This is a genomic window from Paenibacillus sp. NPDC058367, assembly GCF_042723305.1.
Taxonomy (GTDB): domain Bacteria; phylum Bacillota; class Bacilli; order Paenibacillales; family Paenibacillaceae; genus Paenibacillus_AQ.
Window position 1 is genome coordinate 161,428 of record NZ_JBHXIZ010000005.1, and the last position, 16,502, is coordinate 177,929.

General features: G+C 43.8%; 9 protein-coding genes. 7 read left to right on the top strand and 2 right to left on the bottom strand.

Annotated elements, in window-relative coordinates; genetic code table 11:
* Positions 1–23: 23 nt before the first annotated feature.
* Positions 24–905, bottom strand: coding sequence for a carbohydrate ABC transporter permease (locus tag ACFWMP_RS24055; RefSeq protein WP_379424883.1), 882 nt, complete (start codon positions 903–905; stop codon positions 24–26).
* A 218-nt stretch (positions 906–1,123) separates the two neighbouring features.
* Here ACFWMP_RS24055 and ACFWMP_RS24060 point away from each other — a divergent pair, with 218 nt between their 5' ends.
* The 3 genes from ACFWMP_RS24060 to ACFWMP_RS24070 all read left to right on the top strand — a co-directional run bounded on the left by ACFWMP_RS24060 (position 1,124) and on the right by ACFWMP_RS24070 (position 4,262).
* Positions 1,124–1,681 (top strand): GbsR/MarR family transcriptional regulator, encoded by a 558-nt coding sequence (locus ACFWMP_RS24060; RefSeq protein WP_042184190.1) that lies wholly within the window; start codon positions 1,124–1,126, stop codon positions 1,679–1,681.
* Between the two features lie 211 nt (positions 1,682–1,892).
* Positions 1,893–3,077: a polysaccharide deacetylase family protein gene (locus ACFWMP_RS24065; protein ID WP_339244370.1), complete on the top strand. Its 1,185-nt coding sequence runs from the start codon at positions 1,893–1,895 to the stop codon at positions 3,075–3,077.
* Positions 3,078–3,245: 168 nt separating this feature from the next.
* The gene (locus ACFWMP_RS24070) at positions 3,246–4,262 is read left to right on the top strand and encodes an AI-2E family transporter (RefSeq protein WP_042184192.1); all 1,017 of its coding nucleotides are present in this window, start codon (positions 3,246–3,248) and stop codon (positions 4,260–4,262) included.
* A gap of 219 nt (positions 4,263–4,481) precedes the next feature.
* Here ACFWMP_RS24070 and ACFWMP_RS24075 read toward each other — a convergent pair whose 3' ends face one another.
* Positions 4,482–4,871: a hypothetical protein gene (locus ACFWMP_RS24075; RefSeq protein WP_379424884.1), complete on the bottom strand. Its 390-nt coding sequence runs from the start codon at positions 4,869–4,871 to the stop codon at positions 4,482–4,484.
* A gap of 255 nt (positions 4,872–5,126) precedes the next feature.
* Here ACFWMP_RS24075 and ACFWMP_RS24080 point away from each other — a divergent pair, with 255 nt between their 5' ends.
* From ACFWMP_RS24080 to ACFWMP_RS24095, 4 genes are all read left to right on the top strand, one after another.
* The gene (locus tag ACFWMP_RS24080; protein WP_379424885.1) at positions 5,127–11,054 is read left to right on the top strand and encodes an S-layer homology domain-containing protein; all 5,928 of its coding nucleotides are present in this window, start codon (positions 5,127–5,129) and stop codon (positions 11,052–11,054) included.
* Between the two features lie 414 nt (positions 11,055–11,468).
* Positions 11,469–13,229 carry a CHASE2 domain-containing protein gene (locus tag ACFWMP_RS24085; RefSeq protein ID WP_379424886.1) on the top strand — a complete coding sequence of 587 codons (1,761 nt, stop codon included), beginning with the start codon at positions 11,469–11,471 and terminating at the stop codon, positions 13,227–13,229.
* Positions 13,226–14,947, top strand: coding sequence for a FecR family protein (locus ACFWMP_RS24090; RefSeq protein WP_379424887.1), 1,722 nt, complete (start codon positions 13,226–13,228; stop codon positions 14,945–14,947). Before ACFWMP_RS24085 ends, ACFWMP_RS24090 begins: the two co-directional genes overlap by 4 nt.
* A 34-nt stretch (positions 14,948–14,981) precedes the next feature.
* Positions 14,982–16,451: a stalk domain-containing protein gene (locus ACFWMP_RS24095; RefSeq protein ID WP_379424888.1), complete on the top strand. Its 1,470-nt coding sequence runs from the start codon at positions 14,982–14,984 to the stop codon at positions 16,449–16,451.
* Positions 16,452–16,502 lie beyond the last annotated feature (51 nt).

A 16,502-nucleotide genomic window follows, 5' to 3' on the forward strand; every position in this document is an offset into this window, starting at 1 on the left:
GTCGTTCTCCTTTACAGCAGTAGTTATTGATAATGGGTTGTCCGTTTACTAACCTCTAGTGAGATTACGGAGAGCAGCATACATATAAATACCAGAATCATTGCGACACTAGAGGCTTCTCCAATCTGAAAGGCTTCAAAGGCAGACTGATAATACATATAGAGCAGGGTACGTGTTGATCCCGACGGTCCACCTTGTGTGAGTACGTTAATCTGGTCGTATGCCTGTAAGGCACCGATGATCTGTACGATGAACAGAAACAGTGTCGTTGGCGAGATTAGCGGTAAAGTAATACGGCTGAATTTTTGAACAGCATTTGCTCCATCCAGTTCAGCGGCTTCCAACAGATCGATAGGGACATTGCGTAGTGCCACCAAGTAAAAAATCATCGCCCAGCCTACCGATTTCCATATCGTCACGAGCAGAACGCCGAGCAGTGCCCATTTAGGATCTTGAAGCCAGCCGATTTTTTCTAGACCGAATAGATCAAGTACAGTATTGGCAAGACCGATTTCAGGTTCGTAAATCCAGGACCAGACAATGGATACCGCCACGGTCGGCGTGACCCAAGGGGAGAAAAGAAGTACCTGATAGAGAGTGGAGCCTTTCAGCTTCCCATTCATCAGGAGTGCTAGTCCAAGTCCGATCAGAATAACGGGCAGTACACTTCCCGCACAGAATAACAAGGTTACTCTTAGCGCTTTATAGAAGGCGGGATTGCTGAACAGATCCAGATAGTTAGTTAGTCCGACAAAGGTTTTCTCGGGGCTCATGAAGTCCCATTCAGTAAAGCTGAGATAAAATACATAAAGTAATGGCGCGAGCCAAAATACCACGAATGGAATCATTGCCGGCAAGGTGAAGAGCACCGGTTTTAACTCACCTATAAATCTTGTGCGTTTCATTATTCTGTCGATACCCCATTCCATCTTCTGTTTTTTGCGGTATAATTCTGAGGAAAGCTCCTCCGTTCAAAAAAAATTGTACACTCATCGAGCAGCTGCGTGGTCAAGCGGGCGTAAAGATCGATGCGAGATTATGTAAAAGTTTAAGAGATTAGCGAAAGTAGTTGCTATTTTGTGTAAAATAGAAGTTAGATTCTAAGTGGAATGAAGGTGCAGCTATGAAACAGGTAGCCTTTGGTGAAGAGAATAGAGACTTATCTCCACGCGAGCAGCTGCTGCGTCCGATGATTGATGCAATTGCTCAGACGATGGACTTATATGGCGCCAATTACTCATTCGGGCAGCTGTATGGAATTATGTTCTTTGAAGACCGGCCGATGACGCTTGAAGAGATGAAGAATGTGATGAATATGAGTAAGAGTAATATGAGCTATGGAGTCCGATCTTTGATGGCTTCCAAAATGGTGACCAAGCTGGAGGAGAAGCGGGAGCGAAAAGATCTGTATGCAGTGGAAACAGATTTCTTTCAGACCTTTAAGAACTTTTTTGGAATGAAGCTGCAGCGGGAGATTGATGTCATGAGGCAAGCCTTGGATGTTGTTATTCCTGAGCTGGAGGGATTGGTTCATGCCGTGGATACCCCTGAGGAGGAGCGGCAATTCTGCCTGAAGGATCTGGAGAAGCTGGAGCATGCCGTTCAATATTATGATTGGCTGCAGCAGTTTGTGGACGAGCTAGGGGAAGAAAATTACTTTGTAGACAAGAGAAGATCCTAGACCGTCTACAATTACACATAGATGTACATAATTATATATAGATCTCCATGTGAGGGAGGTGTTCCTTAAGCCAGTTCAGGCTTAGGGTTCGCCTCCTATTTTTATGATAAGAAACAAAATTAAAAAGAAAATGTAACCAAAAGTAGGTGGAACTGTCACCAAATATGTAGTTACATAGTGAATAAAAGAACTTTTTAAGGAGATTCAGAGATTGCATACGAAAAAATATATGATACTTTTAGTCATTGTTCTGCTAATAAGTCTTGCTGCTATTTTCAACAATCAACACGAGTCTTCTGCAGTTACTATAGATGTGAACGGTCAAATCATTAAGACAGTAGCTACATATCCGGGCTCGCCTGATGAGCTAATGATTCCCAAGGCTGCAGCAGAACAGGCCCTTAATATGCGTATCGGCTGGCAGAAGCAGGGGGCACTTCCGAAAGGTATTTACTATAGAGACCATGTAGCTGTGCTGATGTACCATCATCTTTCAGAGAAGCCAATGCCGCAGTTTCCTTGGATCTTATCTGCCGATCGGTTTGATGATCAAATGAACCTGCTGAAGCAAGAAGGGTTTCACGTGATTACGATGGAACAATATCGTGAATTTATGCTGAATGGCGGCACGGTTCCAGATAATGCGGTGCTGCTGACTTTTGATGATGGATATGAGAGCTTTTATGAGTTGGCTTTTCCTATTCTCAAAAAATATGGCTATACGGCAGTGAATTTTGTTATCGTATCTACGATTGATCACCCAGATCCGAATAGTGTGCCGAAGCTCAATTGGGAGCAGATGCGGGAAATGAAGCGGGACGGAATGGGATTCTATAGTCACACGTACGATTTACACCATTATGGTATCGTGGATGCTGAGGGTGGGGAGCGGCCAGCCGCCAGTGCTTTGTTATATATCGATGATGAGAACAGAAACGAAATGAATACGGAGTACTACAGCAGAGTTACTCGTGATTTAGCCAAGGCGGAGCAAAGACTGAAGGAAGAGCTGGGGAATACCGATTCAGCGATTGCCTTTCCTTATGGATCATACAATGACCGATTGCTATCGGCATGTGATTCACTCGGAATTTCGCTAACATTTAAAATCCAGGATGGGATCAATGCGAGAACGGACCGGAATGCCTCCCGGATCAACGGGGGAAGTCAGAGTCTAACTGCAGTCCAAACTCTTGAGCAGGTTAAACATATAGATTCACCTATGGAATTAACCTTGAATAACCAAAGAGTAGCTCTGATAGGAAGTGCGCCCGAAATGAGGAAAGGGACCCTGATGGTTCCGTTTATACAATTATGCAAGGATCTACATATTGATCTCAACTACGATCAGAAGAGTCGAATCGTTAAGTTAATGAACACAACGGGAGGCTCATAAACGGCTAAGGAAATGTATGGAATGGATATCAGCTTTCCCTATGTTCATTAGGAGTTTACAAAAAGTGAGAAATTTCGCCAATTTGGGCGAATCACTAGTTGCTATAAGTGAATTCCTTACTGTAGACTATAATTAGAGTACTAATTGGTAGGCGAATGGAGAGAACAGATGGAAGTATTTAAGCGTTATTACGCGAATTTAACGGTCCGGCGTTTTTTTATTTTGGGGCTGGTTGCCCTGCTGCTATTCAGTATTAGAGATATGCTCAATTTAGTACTGTTAACATTTCTGATTGCTTATGTAATGAACAGCTTTCAGGTGCTGCTCACGAAGCGAATCAATAAATATGTTGCGGTCAACAGTAAAGTCATTATTGTTATTTTGTATTTAGCTCTGATTGCTCTGATCGTAGTGACCTTAGTGAATTATTTACCGAAGGTCTTCACACAGATAAAGCAGTTAACTAATTTTCTGACCAGTTTAACCCCTGCAAACATTCCGCAGAACGAAATCGTGCAGTATTTATTTGCCCAGCTTAAGGATTTGAACTACCAGTCTTATGTGAAAGATGGTCTTGAATACGTCCTGAAAATAAGTAATTGGGGCACAAGCTTCGTATTATCCACCATTCTGAGCTTTGTCTTTATCCTTGAGAAGAACAGAATTGTCAGTTTCACTGCCCGTCTTAAAGAGAGCAAGATTTCCTGGTTCTATGTTGAGCTTGAGTATTTCGGTAGAAAATTCATCTCATCGTTTGGTAAAGTGATCGAAGCGCAAATTCTGATCGCGCTGTTTAATACATGCTTTACGGTGATCGGACTCTGGATCTTAGGTTTTCCGTATTTATTCGCCTTATCGATTATGATCTTCCTGCTTAGTTTGATTCCAGTTGTAGGCTTTGTAATCTCCTTAATACCACTTTGTATTATTGGTTACAACATTGGTGGTATAGCAATGACGATATATGTATTGGTTATGATCGCCATACTACATTTTGTCGAGGGTTACTTCTTAAATCCAAAACTGATGTCATCCAAAATGAACCTGCCTATGTTCTACACCTTTATCGTACTTCTCTTCTCTGAGCACTATATGGGCGTATGGGGTCTAATTCTCGGTATTCCAATTTTTGTATTCTTCCTGGATATACTGGAGATCAATAGAGATAACAAGATAGAGACTTAGGAATTCAGTTAAATAGCGTTGAATATACGAAGAGGGTGATCCGATAGCCATTCAATGGCTATCGGATCACCCTCTTTATTTAAATATAAGAATTTATAATCTCCAAGCTATATATTATCCTTATATTTCTCGCATAAACGCTTACCGTCCATTAGGGACGTCCAAGGCGTTATAGCTTGGGCGCGGAGAAATGTTGTACGGCCAATGTATGTATCTTTCTTAGCCGAAAGAAGTGAGAACGCTCTCCGTAACGATGTCCCTCAGCTCCGCTTTGTGTGCTGCATACTGCTCGATTGTAATATTTCCGGAAGCTAGTCGTGAATCTAGCTGTTCCGTTAGCTGGGTTACCTGTAGATCGATCACATCTTCAATATCTGTGTTTTGTTCTATTGCAATATCTTGAAGTGATTTGCCGTCATATAAGGCATCGTACAGATCATCATCTGTGGGTTGGTTAAGGGCTTTCAATAATAATTCGTCTTTATCCGCAACACTTGTGGTGGACCATTGAGTTGACGAGCTTGCGTTAGCAGTAAGGCTACTCCAAGCATTTCCGAAAGACATTACTATAACTACGGTTCCTACTATAATCACTCTTTTTATATCCATTAGAGTCCTCTTTTCTTATTTTACGAATAACGTTCTATGGTTTCTGTTGAAAGTGTCTGTGATGGTTGTGGTTTAACTTATTTCTATTATAACCCGGAAAGCTGAGCTGAAGCTTAAACAATATTTAAGATAACCTAAAGATTTAACATTGAAATGATATAGCGATAATATACCCCTAGTATAATTTCCAGATGATCTAAATTGCATATTTATGCAGAAGGGTCACAATCAAACTTACGGGGAGTGTTCGGAGTTTTGAGAATAACAGCAAAAGCTAAACGTTATCTATCCAGCGTAATTGCAAGTAGTCTGATGTTGGGGATCATGGTTCCAGCAGGATATGCGGAAGAACAGCAGCCGGATACGGAGCAGACATCTTCCGAATTAGGAGCACATTTTGATGAACAGGTTGAGCTCAACACGCTTTTAAGTCAACCGACTGTAATGACAGATGTATACGCGACACCAACCAATCCAGGCTCTTTACTTATTACAGAGGTTGTTCCAGATACTAAAAATGTAAAAGGCGCGGATGGTAGCTCTGTAGATGGTTACGAATTTGTTGAGGTTTACAATAATACGGACGAGCCGGTTAACTTTAAGGATTATTATTTCTTTTATAATGACAAAGATACTTGGACACCAAATGGCGATGCGGTCATACCGGCGCATGGAAATATCGTCTTCTGGATTATGAACGGCAATAATCTGAGTGTTCCTGCCGAGGATTTCATCAAAAACTTTAATCCTTCTGCATCTCTTCAGGAAGGTGTAAACCTGTTCCGTATTAACGGTGGCGGTGGTATGGCCAACGCTTCTGCGCGCAACTTACAAATTAAAAGTAAAGCAGGAGATGCTCTTATTGTCTCTGCTTCTTATGGAAAAGAACAGGTGAAGGAAAACAACGGGATTTTCTATAAGTATTCGCAATCCGACAGCTCTATGATGAGTCTCATGGCGATTTCGGGAACGGTTGCGGCTACACCAGGAACCGTAGATCCAGAACAACTGCCTGAGCTAGATCCTGGAGACAAGCAACCGGTAATTGAACACCACTCGCAGAGCAATGTGGATCCAGCGGACCTTCCCATCACCGCGAAGATTACGAACCTAGAGATTGGACCAGACGGAACACTACCGGTAGTGAAGTTGCAATACGGCTCTCCTTCTCAGGTGAAAGATACGGTAATCACCATGACCTCAAAAGGTGATGGGGAATATACGGCCGTGATTCCTGCGGCTGCACTGGAAGAACCAGAACTGCACTACAGCATTCGTGTAAACAATGTAACAGAGAGCTATTCTGTTCATGTGAACCTGCCTGCATTCGATTCGAATAGTGTGCCGCCGCTGTTAATTACAGAGCTGCTGCCCAATTCGACGAATGTAAAAGGTACGAGCAGCGATGCTTTTGAATTCATTGAGGTGTATAACAATACTGATGCGCCGATTGATTTTAAAAACTACAAGATCTATTATCGCTATCCTGATAAAGGCAATGCTTCTGATGTGAAGTGGCCCTCTACGAAAGAGAGTTTTGTAATTCCTGCACAGCAGTCCGTAGTGTTTTGGGTTATTAATAGTGCTAACAGTACATACACCGCTAGTGATTTTAATGCAGAATTCAACACTAATCTGATGGATGGCACGAATCTCTTTCAAATCAAAAGCGATGGGATGGCGAACTCTGGCCGCCGGGCCGTCGTAATCAAAAGTAATACCGAGAAAGAAATCTCCTCTGCGTATTATGATGCTGATCTTACCTATGATGGTGGGGCTAAAGGTGACGACACCAAAGAAAATAAAGCCCTTCTATACAAGTATCCTGTGAATGGGCAAAGTAAAATGCTCAAGATTAGCACAGGATCAGCGGTTCCGTCACCAGGGCAGGTAGATGTTGCACTGCTTCCTAACACACCGATCCATGTGGATCCGGATACCGAAAATCCGACGGTAAATGATCTGACTGCTGTAACGGAGATTGATCAGTCTATGAGTCTGGATTTGAAGGCTTTCGCGGATGACAATAAAGCCGTTACGTCTGTAGAAGTAAGGGTAGCTTCGGATAAGCAGCCTGATTTTGTCAGCCATAATTTATCCCAAGACTTTAACGATAGCTTGTATCATTATAAATTGTCGTCTGCTGATTTGATCGGCAGAAATGAAATACAATATTATTTCGTCGTTTCCGATGGCACAAATGAGACTGAATCTCCGGTAATGAAAGTGAAAATTACAGGTGGTCCAGATCAATCATCACTTCGTTTGAATGTGAAGGATGGGCAATTCATTAATGGCTCTATGACGGTAAAAGGAACCTCTGCTACCGCAAAGGCTGATGAAGTGGGCCTGAGCATCGACAATAAGGTGCTTGGCAATAACGAGGTATATGCCGCGCTTGAGAATGATGCTTACTTTGTATTTGATGCGAAGAATGTAGATTATTATTTCAAAAACGGTATCACCATGGGACCAGAAGAATTAGGGGATGCGAGTATTCTATACACCTTTATGGACCCGATTACTACGTATACGACATTGACCTTCCCGATCTCCTCTGCCGCTTTGCAAGTGGGCAAGGATAATGTGATCTACATTCGGGCGGGCTCTAAATCATCGCCTTTTGACCCTCGTCCCGAGGAGAATAAAGATGATTTTGAAGTAAAGAATGTGCGCCTATTACTTGCAGACGGTACTGAAGTTTGGGACCCTGCTTATGCAGAACGTGATAAAGAAATTAAGATGGGGGACAGCGCAGGTAAGCATGAATCCATCGGCTTCCGGTTCGATCTGAAATCTGATTTGTTCCGTTCGAAGGCTTATAACTGGAATACTACAGAAATAACGGACGGAGAACATAAAGTAACAGTGACCGAAGGTGGATCCAAGGTATCGTCAAACGTAGTTGTAGACAACACGCCACCATCTATTAAAGCATCGATTGAAGATGGAAAAACTTATCGTGGTAATTTCGTAATTACTGCTGAGATCAAGGATACTTACGCAGGTGTAGATAAAGTTAGCGTGAAGCTGGACGGCAATGTTATTGAACTGCCTTATGCTACTTCATCCGGAAAGTTGTCCGGTGGAGACCATACGCTTTCTATCACCGCATTGGATAAGATAGGTAATCAGGTGGAAAAGGTAATTACATTCCATGTACCGAATGAAAATCCATTTGCACCACTCCTGATCTCACCTCAGAACTGGGAGATTGGTGTGGGCACGAATCCGACCTTGAAGGTTAAGGTTGAAGATCCTAACCAGGATAAGATGGATGTTACCTTCTATAGAGGCTTCAAGTACGATGGTAACCATCCAGAGCAAGGATTTACTGGATTTAAGAACGCATCCGATACAGAACCGCCGAAGCAATCCGTTCCTGCGGGCGAAAAAGCCCTTAGCAGTGACGAATACAGCAAAATAAGTGCAGTTGACGGACAGTACTTAATTAACGATGCGGCCCTGCAATTCCCATATCAGCGCTATGAAATTAAGCTGGATGAATCGGTGAAGGCTTCAGATCGTGTGGATATTGAATGGAAGGGTAATTCACTTCCAGGTCGTAAAGTAAGTCTCTACGCGTGGAGTCCTGCTGAAGAGAAGTGGATACAGCTGGATCATTTGATTGCTGGTACTGAGGATTTTGAACTGAAATCTACGGTGACTGTTGGAGAATTCGCTAGCGGAGGTAGCATTGCTGTCATGGTTCAGGATGAGATTGCGTCCGCGACTAAGACTGCACCTACAGTTACGCAGGATACCTATGATTTTTCTTTTGTATGGATGTCTGATACGCAATATTATTCTCAAAGCTACCCTTACATTTATCAGAAAAATGTAAAGTGGATTGCCGACAATAAGGATAATTTGAACTTGAAATATGTAATTCATACCGGAGATATAGTGGACAAATCCTATCAGGAATATGAATGGGAAGAAGCCGATCGGGATATGAAGGTACTTGAGGATGCAGGTATTCCATATGGTGTTCTTGCGGGTAATCATGATGTAGGCCATCAAACCGGAGATTACACGAAATTCTGGCAATACTTTGGGGAATGGAGATTTAAGGACATGCCAACCTTTGGCGGATCCTATGACAACAACCGGGGCCATTATGATTTAGTATCTGCGAACGGAAATGACTTCATTATCGTATATATGGGCTGGGGACTGGCTGAAGAAGAAATTGAATGGATGAATGAGATCGTTGCTCGTTATCCAGAACGTAAAGCGATTCTTTGTCTTCATGAATACCTGCTCGTATCTAATAACCGCGCACCGATTGCCGATACGATCTTTGAAAAGGTTGTAAAACCTAACAAGAACGTAATCGCAGCTTTGTCCGGTCATTATCATGATGCGGAGCTTAAGGTAGATGAGTTGGATGATAATGGAGATGGCATTGCGGACCGCAGTGTATATCAAATGCTGGCAGATTATCAAGGTGCCGAAGAGGGTGGACTTGGTTATATTCGTCTGCTTCAGTTCGATGTAGCTAACAACAAGCTTCGTGTGAAGACTTATTCGCCTTACTTGGATGATTATAATTATTATGATGAAAATGAGTTCCCTGGCAAAGATGAGTTCGTACTAGATCTCGATCTGCAGCCTGTAACCAAACGTGTAGCTACCGATTACATTGGAGTTAAGGTTTACAGTGATCAGACAATCGCGACCCAGCAGCAAGTAGAGAGCGGTACGGAGACTCAGGTCACTTGGAGTAAGCTAAATCCAGAAAGCTACTACCAGTGGTATACAAAAGTCGAGGATGATAACTCTGGTAGTGTGCTTTCAGACATTTGGGGCTTCTACACTGGGAAAGAGAATGTAACACCTACACCAGAGGTGACACCAACACCAACACCAACACCAACACCAACACCAACACCAACACCAACACCAACACCAACACCAACACCAGAGGTATCGCCATCGCCAGAAGTGACGCCGACACCAGCACCAGAGGTGACATCGGCACCTCCAGTAGTTTTACCAGTGCCAACAGTGACTCCAACGCCTACAGCCACACCTGGAGCGGGAAAAGGAAACATTGAACTGGCATTAGGAAGTAATGGAACGTATACAGCTGATCCGTCAGCCTTGAAGAAGCTGATAGAGGAAGCTGCTACAGGGGGAAGCCTAAAGATTAGCGTAGGCGGAGCAACCTCGGCTCAAGATCAGATTAGAATTGCACTTGATGCAACGAGCATCCAACAGGCTGCCGACAAGAAGCTGAATCTGAATATTGTATCTTCCAGCGTTACATTAAGCGTACCAACAAGCTCTTTACCAGCGATCCCGGCCGGAAGTGACATGCTGCTGCTGAGCGTTGATACAAGTACGACAGCTGTACAAAGCAATGTCGCTGGAATGAGTCCATCCAGAGCTAACGTTATTCTGAACCTCAGTATATCAGCAGGGGGCAAAGAAACGGCTATCCACCAGCTTAAAGGTGCTGTTACGATTACCTTGACGCTGACCAAAGAACAGCTTGCTAAGCTGGATACAGATTTTGCGGGTGTATATTATGTAAATGGCAGCACGTTGGAATATTTGGGTGGAGTGTTTAAGGATAATACCGTTACCTTTACAACAGATCATTTCTCTTCCTTTGCGGTACTGGAATACCATAAGCAATTTAGGGATACCGCTGGTCACTGGGCAGAACTGTACATTTCCAAGCTGACGGCTAAGCATGTGATTAAGGGTATCGACGATACGCACTATGGTCCACAAGCGAATGTAACCCGTGCAGATTTTGTTACACTAGCCATTCGTTCACTCGGATTGAATGAGACAAGTGAAACTACGGGGAATGGTGCTTTTGTAGATGTATCAAAAGATGCTTATTATGCATCATCGATAGACAAAGCTGTCCAGCTTGGACTCATCCAAGGCAGTGATGGCAAGTTCCGTCCTAAAGATGCAATTACACGTGAAGAAGCGGCTGTTGTCCTGCAGAAATTGATACAATACAAAGCTGGAGTGCAGTCTTCCATTGCTGCTACTGCAAGCTTTAAGGATATAAACAGCGTATCAGAGTGGGCGAAGCAAGCGGTAAGTGAATTGCAAGCTAAGGGAATCCTTGACGGTAAGGGCGACAATCATTTCGATCCTCGTGGCAAAGTAACCCGTGCTGAAATTGCAAAACTGTTATATGGAATAATCAATTTATAAGAATAGTATGGCAAAGGCAGGCAGAGGTAACTCTGGCCTGCTTTTTGTCATTTTTTGCATTCTATATTCCTTTTCTTCTAGCAAAGCAGGAAATTCTTACTATTCATATGATTTTTCATATATAATATTTTTGAATAAATTTTTAATAGACATAATCTAGCTTCCTGCTGGCAGTCATAATGATATCTTTCGTTGTTACACTAGTTATTCACGATGATCCGGCAGTTATTCTCCTTGTTACGGCACTTCTTCCAATTGGCGCAGGAATGGGTATTCATCCATGATTGCTTATATTCCTTATTCTGTTATCCACTGCCCCCTTCTTCTTTGCTTATCAATTACCAACGTATTTGAACGCTTATTATAGCGCTGGCTCGGACTCATTGCATAATACATAGATTGGAGAAACGAACCTTGAGAGTAAAGTTAGCACATATTTTGCTTCTACTTACGGTGATTTTTACGGTTCTACTGTATAGAGGGAGTCTTGACTCCATTGATCATCTGTTACAAGACCGCGTGATGCAGCACGAGCGGTCTGTGGATACTACGATTGCTATCATCGGGATAGACGATCAGAGCTTGGAGGACTTTGGCAGCTGGCCGTGGAGCAGAAATGTTCATGCACAGCTGTTAGATACGCTCTCCGAGGGACATCCAGCAGTGATCGGTTTTGACCTTACGTTCCCTGTAGGCTCGGAGGACCCGGAGGCGGATACAGAATTCGCTGCGGCTGTGGCCCGTGCGGGGAATGTAGTTTTGCCGGTATATGGCACATTTGCGCCAAATACCGAGCAGGGAAAGATCGAAGCGCTGGAGCTATCCCAGCCGTTTGAGGCTTTGCGGAAGGCTGCGGCTGCAACCGCCCATATCAATACTATTACGGATACTGATCGAGTGGTGCGTAAGGCTCTTTATTCTTTTGACTATGAAGGGGAGTCTATTCACAGCTTGTCATGGACGGTCTACCAGAAATATCGAGAGGCGATGGGGGGCACTGCTGATCCGCAGAAACTCCCACTGGATGACTTTGGGCGCTTTTATATCCCTTATTCAGGTGGCAATGGCGACTTTGAGGAGATTCCTTATTCGGCGGTTCTTAGCGGAGAGGTTCCACCATCTTATTTTGAGAATAGAATTGTGCTTATAGGGCCCTATGCTACAGGGTTTAAGGATGACTTCCTAACACCAATTAGCGGAAAAAATACGTTATATGGTGTGGAAATTCATGCAAATATCATTCAATCTCTACTGGACGATAATTATAAGCGGGTACTGGATTGGAAGTGGAACGAGGTAGTGTTGCTTTTTGTTGCGCTCCTAGCCTATCTACTATTCCGTAAAGTGAAGATGCTATATTCCTATGTGGTCATTGTGGTCATCATTGCCCTTCTTATCTTTGCAGGTCGTTTTTTCTATGACCAAGGGATAGTAATTTCACTGGGTTATGTGATTCCCTTTCTAATCGTTAGTTGTATTATCGTAATAGCTTTTCAATATTTAGAAGAACTGATGGAGAAACGTAGAGTTACGGATATTTTTGGTCGATATGTTGCCCCGCAGGTTGTCGATCAAATTCTCAAGAACGGTAAAGAAGGGCTGAAGCTGGGAGGAAGCCGCAGAGAGCTAACATTGTTATTCGTTGATATTCGCGGGTTCACTCCGTTGTCGGAGGCTGCTGAACCAGAGGAGATTGTTGAGATTCTGAATGAGTATCTGGATCTGACTGCGGGTTGTATTTTTAAGTATGATGGCACTCTGGACAAGTTTATCGGGGATGCCACGATGGCGATCTTTAATGCTCCATTGCTGCTGGAGGATCATCCAATGCAAGCGGTGAAGGCGGCGTGGGCGATGAAGGAAGGCTCGGCTGCGGTGGAACAAAAGCTGTTCGAACGGTTTGGTCTTGTAGTGAAATTCGGTATCGGGGTGCATACTGGTCCAGCTGTATTCGGGAATATCGGCTCCAAGACCCGGATGGATTATACAGCGATTGGCGACACCGTCAACACGGCAGCCCGTCTGGAAAGCAATGCGAAGCCTGGACAAATCCTCATCAGTGAGGCTACCTATGCTTTTGTAAAAGATAGAGTATCAGCCGTTTCATTAGGAGAGATCAAGGTAAAGGGCAAGGAACAAGGAATCAGTGTCTATGAACTGGAGGGATTGAGATGAGGTCGTTAAAGCTTACACTGTCGTTTATGCTGTTGTTCAGTATTCTTTGGCCAGCAGTTGTCACAGAGGCGAAGGATAGCGTCAAAGTTGGGAAAATAACTGCGGTCTCAGGCAAGTCTGAAGTGAAAAAGAGCGGTGGAACGAAGAAATTCAACGCTTTTAAAGGAATGGCGATTACCCAAGGTGATACGATTATAACAGGCAATGATGGGCAAATTAGCCTCGATCTTGATGCTAACAAAGAAGTTACGATCGGAGCTAGCACTACGCTTACCATTAGCCAATTAGTAGAAAGCGCAAAGGCATTGGGTGGGAAAACAAGCCTGAAGCTGCAAAACGGGCAAGTCCTGATCAAGGTGAAAAAGAAACTGGATGGCGATTCTCGCTTTGAGATTGAGACACCAACGGCTATTATGGGCGTTATGGGTACAGAGTTTTTTGTTAGCGTTAATAGCCAAGGTAACGTAGTCCTTAATAATGGGATAGGGAATAACGGCGATTATCTGGGAGTTCTGGAAGGAACAGTTCATGTAGTTTCGACTATTGATCCCACGCTAATTGAGCGTATGATAACAGCCTCCCAGCAGTTAATTATGGAGAATCAACAATGGATAGAGTCGCAGTTGTCCCTAAATGCATTACCACAATTTGCGCTAGAGCAGCATTTGAAATATCTGAACGAAGAAGAGGTATTGGAATTCGAATCGGCTAAGAAAAAAATCGAGCAACTACTCGAGCAAATCAAAGCCACTATGCCCGTTCACTCAAGTCCGCCTATTCCAACAATTCCACCTCAGATTAACTATGATCTATCTAGTTCAGCTCTCTTAGATATGACGAGACCAACACCGCCGGCGAGACCTACACCAACGCCGACACCGGAACCGACGTCAACACCGACGCCGGAGCCAACAGCAACGCCGACGCTGGAACCAACACCAACACCAACGCCGACACCAACGGCAACGCCAACACCAACACCATCGCCGGTACCAACACCGGAGCCAACACCAAATCCACTAGGTGCGCCTGAGTTAGACCAGCAGGAATTTAGAGAACATATCTATGACTATCTCGTCCGTGATAATGAGATTGTTTTGCCGTTTACTGCACCATTAGTCTTTAATATCACAGATGACTCTAATCCTAATGCTGCGAGGGATGGGGTGAGTGTTACTTTGAATCAAAGTGAGGACAAGCTCGATTTAGGTGAGGTATATATTCGAGAGAATAAGCTTCACATTCAGCTGCGTGAATCACTTCCTTATAGCTTTTTCGTTCAAATCAAGGTGAACGGCGGTTTGTTAAAGAATGCCCTTTCCGGGGGTGAAGTACAGGAAGAGGATCAACTGATAGCAGATGGCGGTTTTACCTATAAGGGAATGATCACTCCGAGTTATTTTAACCATACTGGCCCTATAGGTGAAGGTGAAGCACCAGAATTTATCATCCATTCGCTGGGTTATGATGTAGGGGAGATTAGATATCATTATGAATATTCTGAGGGAGATCCATCTTCACTAGAAGATACAGATTATGTACTGGAGCGGAACGGTGAGAATACCTTTGTGCTTAAACTTACTCCGGAGTTCTTGAATGGATTATTTCCCGAACCTTATATCGTTACGATTCCTCTCGTGAGGAATGAAGATACAGAAAACGGCCCTGTTGAGGTAGTAGTAGACAACCTCCAGATTAGATTATCTTTGTTATTTTAAAGGCGCAATAACCTTCGAGAGGAGAACAAACATAATGAAAAAGGAACTCATCTCCATCGTTTGTGGATTTATGCTCATAAGCGCAGTGCCATCTAGCATCGTTACCGCAGAGGCAGTACAACCCGTAAGCGGCAACGTTCAAGGGAGTATAAATCAGAATATCTCTTCTAACGCTGTACTCTCTCTTAAACAGCCATGGGGATTGACTGCTGTATCTGGCAGCAATGATCTCATTATCGTACAGTCCGGAAGCGGTACTATCAGCAAGTGGAGTAATGGTGAGCTGCAGACAGTGGCTGGACAAGGTGCAGAAGGATATATCGATGCGAATAGTGCAAAGGCCTTGTTTAATCATCCGACGTATACCGCTGCTGACAGTAAAGGCATTATCTATATCAGTGATACCGACAATCATGTCATCCGTAAAATTAAGAATGGAGAAGTATATACCTTCGCAGGAACGGGAGCGGCTGGCTATAAAGATGGACAACCCAATACCGCGCAGTTTAACGCGCCGGGTGGATTGGCAATAGACAATAATGACAATGTATATGTAGCCGATACGCTGAATCATGTGATTCGCAAAGTTACACCGGAAGGTATTGTGACTACTTTTGCAGGTCAGCAGGGTAATATTGGTGCTTATTTAGATGGTTCGGTAGCTTCGGCCAAATTTAATGAGCCCGTGGGTCTTGTGTTCGATGAAACCGGTAATCTCTATGTGGCTGACAGTGGGAATCAGATGATTCGATTGATTAAAGGCAATATGGTTGAGACCTTTGCGGGCAAAGCAACGACAGTTGATCCAGTGACTGGATATATGGCTGGAGGGTTCCGCAATGGAGATCGTCTGTCTGCGCTGTTCAATCGTCCTCGTGGACTCGCCTATGCCGATGGAGTCTTGCTGATTGCTGATAGTCTGAACCATAGGGTTCGGGCCATTCAGAAAGATGGAAGAGTCATCACAGTTGCAGGGCAAGGCACCTTGGGAGATCAAGTTGGAGCATTGGATAAAGTGATGTTTAATCAGCCTTCCGGTGTTGCGTTTGCTTCCGGGAAATTGTATGTGACGGATACGCTGAATAACAAGCTGAAGGTATTGAGTCTCGATTTGCAAGCCCTTAAGCCACTGCGTAGCGAGGGTGATCTGCTCGATGCAGTCTCGTTACTACCAGTGGGTAAGGACATGCAAGTATGGTTGGACGGAGTACAGGTGAAATTGAATACTAACAATCTACCACTTGAGCAATCCGGCAAAATTTATTTACCGGTTAGAGCGCTATTTAGCGCATGGGGAGCGGACATTCGTTGGGATTCGGCAAGCAAAGAGACGATGATTAGCAAAGGGGAGTGGACACTTTCCCTAAAGCCAGATGCAAGCCTTAATGTGCAAAACATAAAGGGCACTTTATATGTGGCAGCTGAATATTTGCCGACGGTTTCAGCTTTTATGCAGGTTTATGATGAGGACAATCACGCAATTGTGCTGGAAAGTGGCCAATAATGGTTCGTTATTATAAAAGTTAAGGCTGTCGAGAAAAATCTCGACAGCCTT

Bases quoted from the DNA above. Each gene is read 5' to 3' on its own strand.
- ACFWMP_RS24055 (WP_379424883.1), bottom strand. From the start codon at position 905: ATGAAACGCACAAGATTTATAGGTGAGTTAAAACCGGTGCTCTTCACC.
- ACFWMP_RS24060 (WP_042184190.1), top strand. From the start codon at position 1,124: ATGAAACAGGTAGCCTTTGGTGAAGAGAATAGAGACTTATCTCCACGC.
- ACFWMP_RS24070 (WP_042184192.1), top strand. From the start codon at position 3,246: ATGGAAGTATTTAAGCGTTATTACGCGAATTTAACGGTCCGGCGTTTT.
- ACFWMP_RS24075 (WP_379424884.1), bottom strand. From the start codon at position 4,871: ATGGATATAAAAAGAGTGATTATAGTAGGAACCGTAGTTATAGTAATG.
- ACFWMP_RS24090 (WP_379424887.1), top strand. From the start codon at position 13,226: ATGAGGTCGTTAAAGCTTACACTGTCGTTTATGCTGTTGTTCAGTATT.
- ACFWMP_RS24095 (WP_379424888.1), top strand. From the start codon at position 14,982: ATGAAAAAGGAACTCATCTCCATCGTTTGTGGATTTATGCTCATAAGC.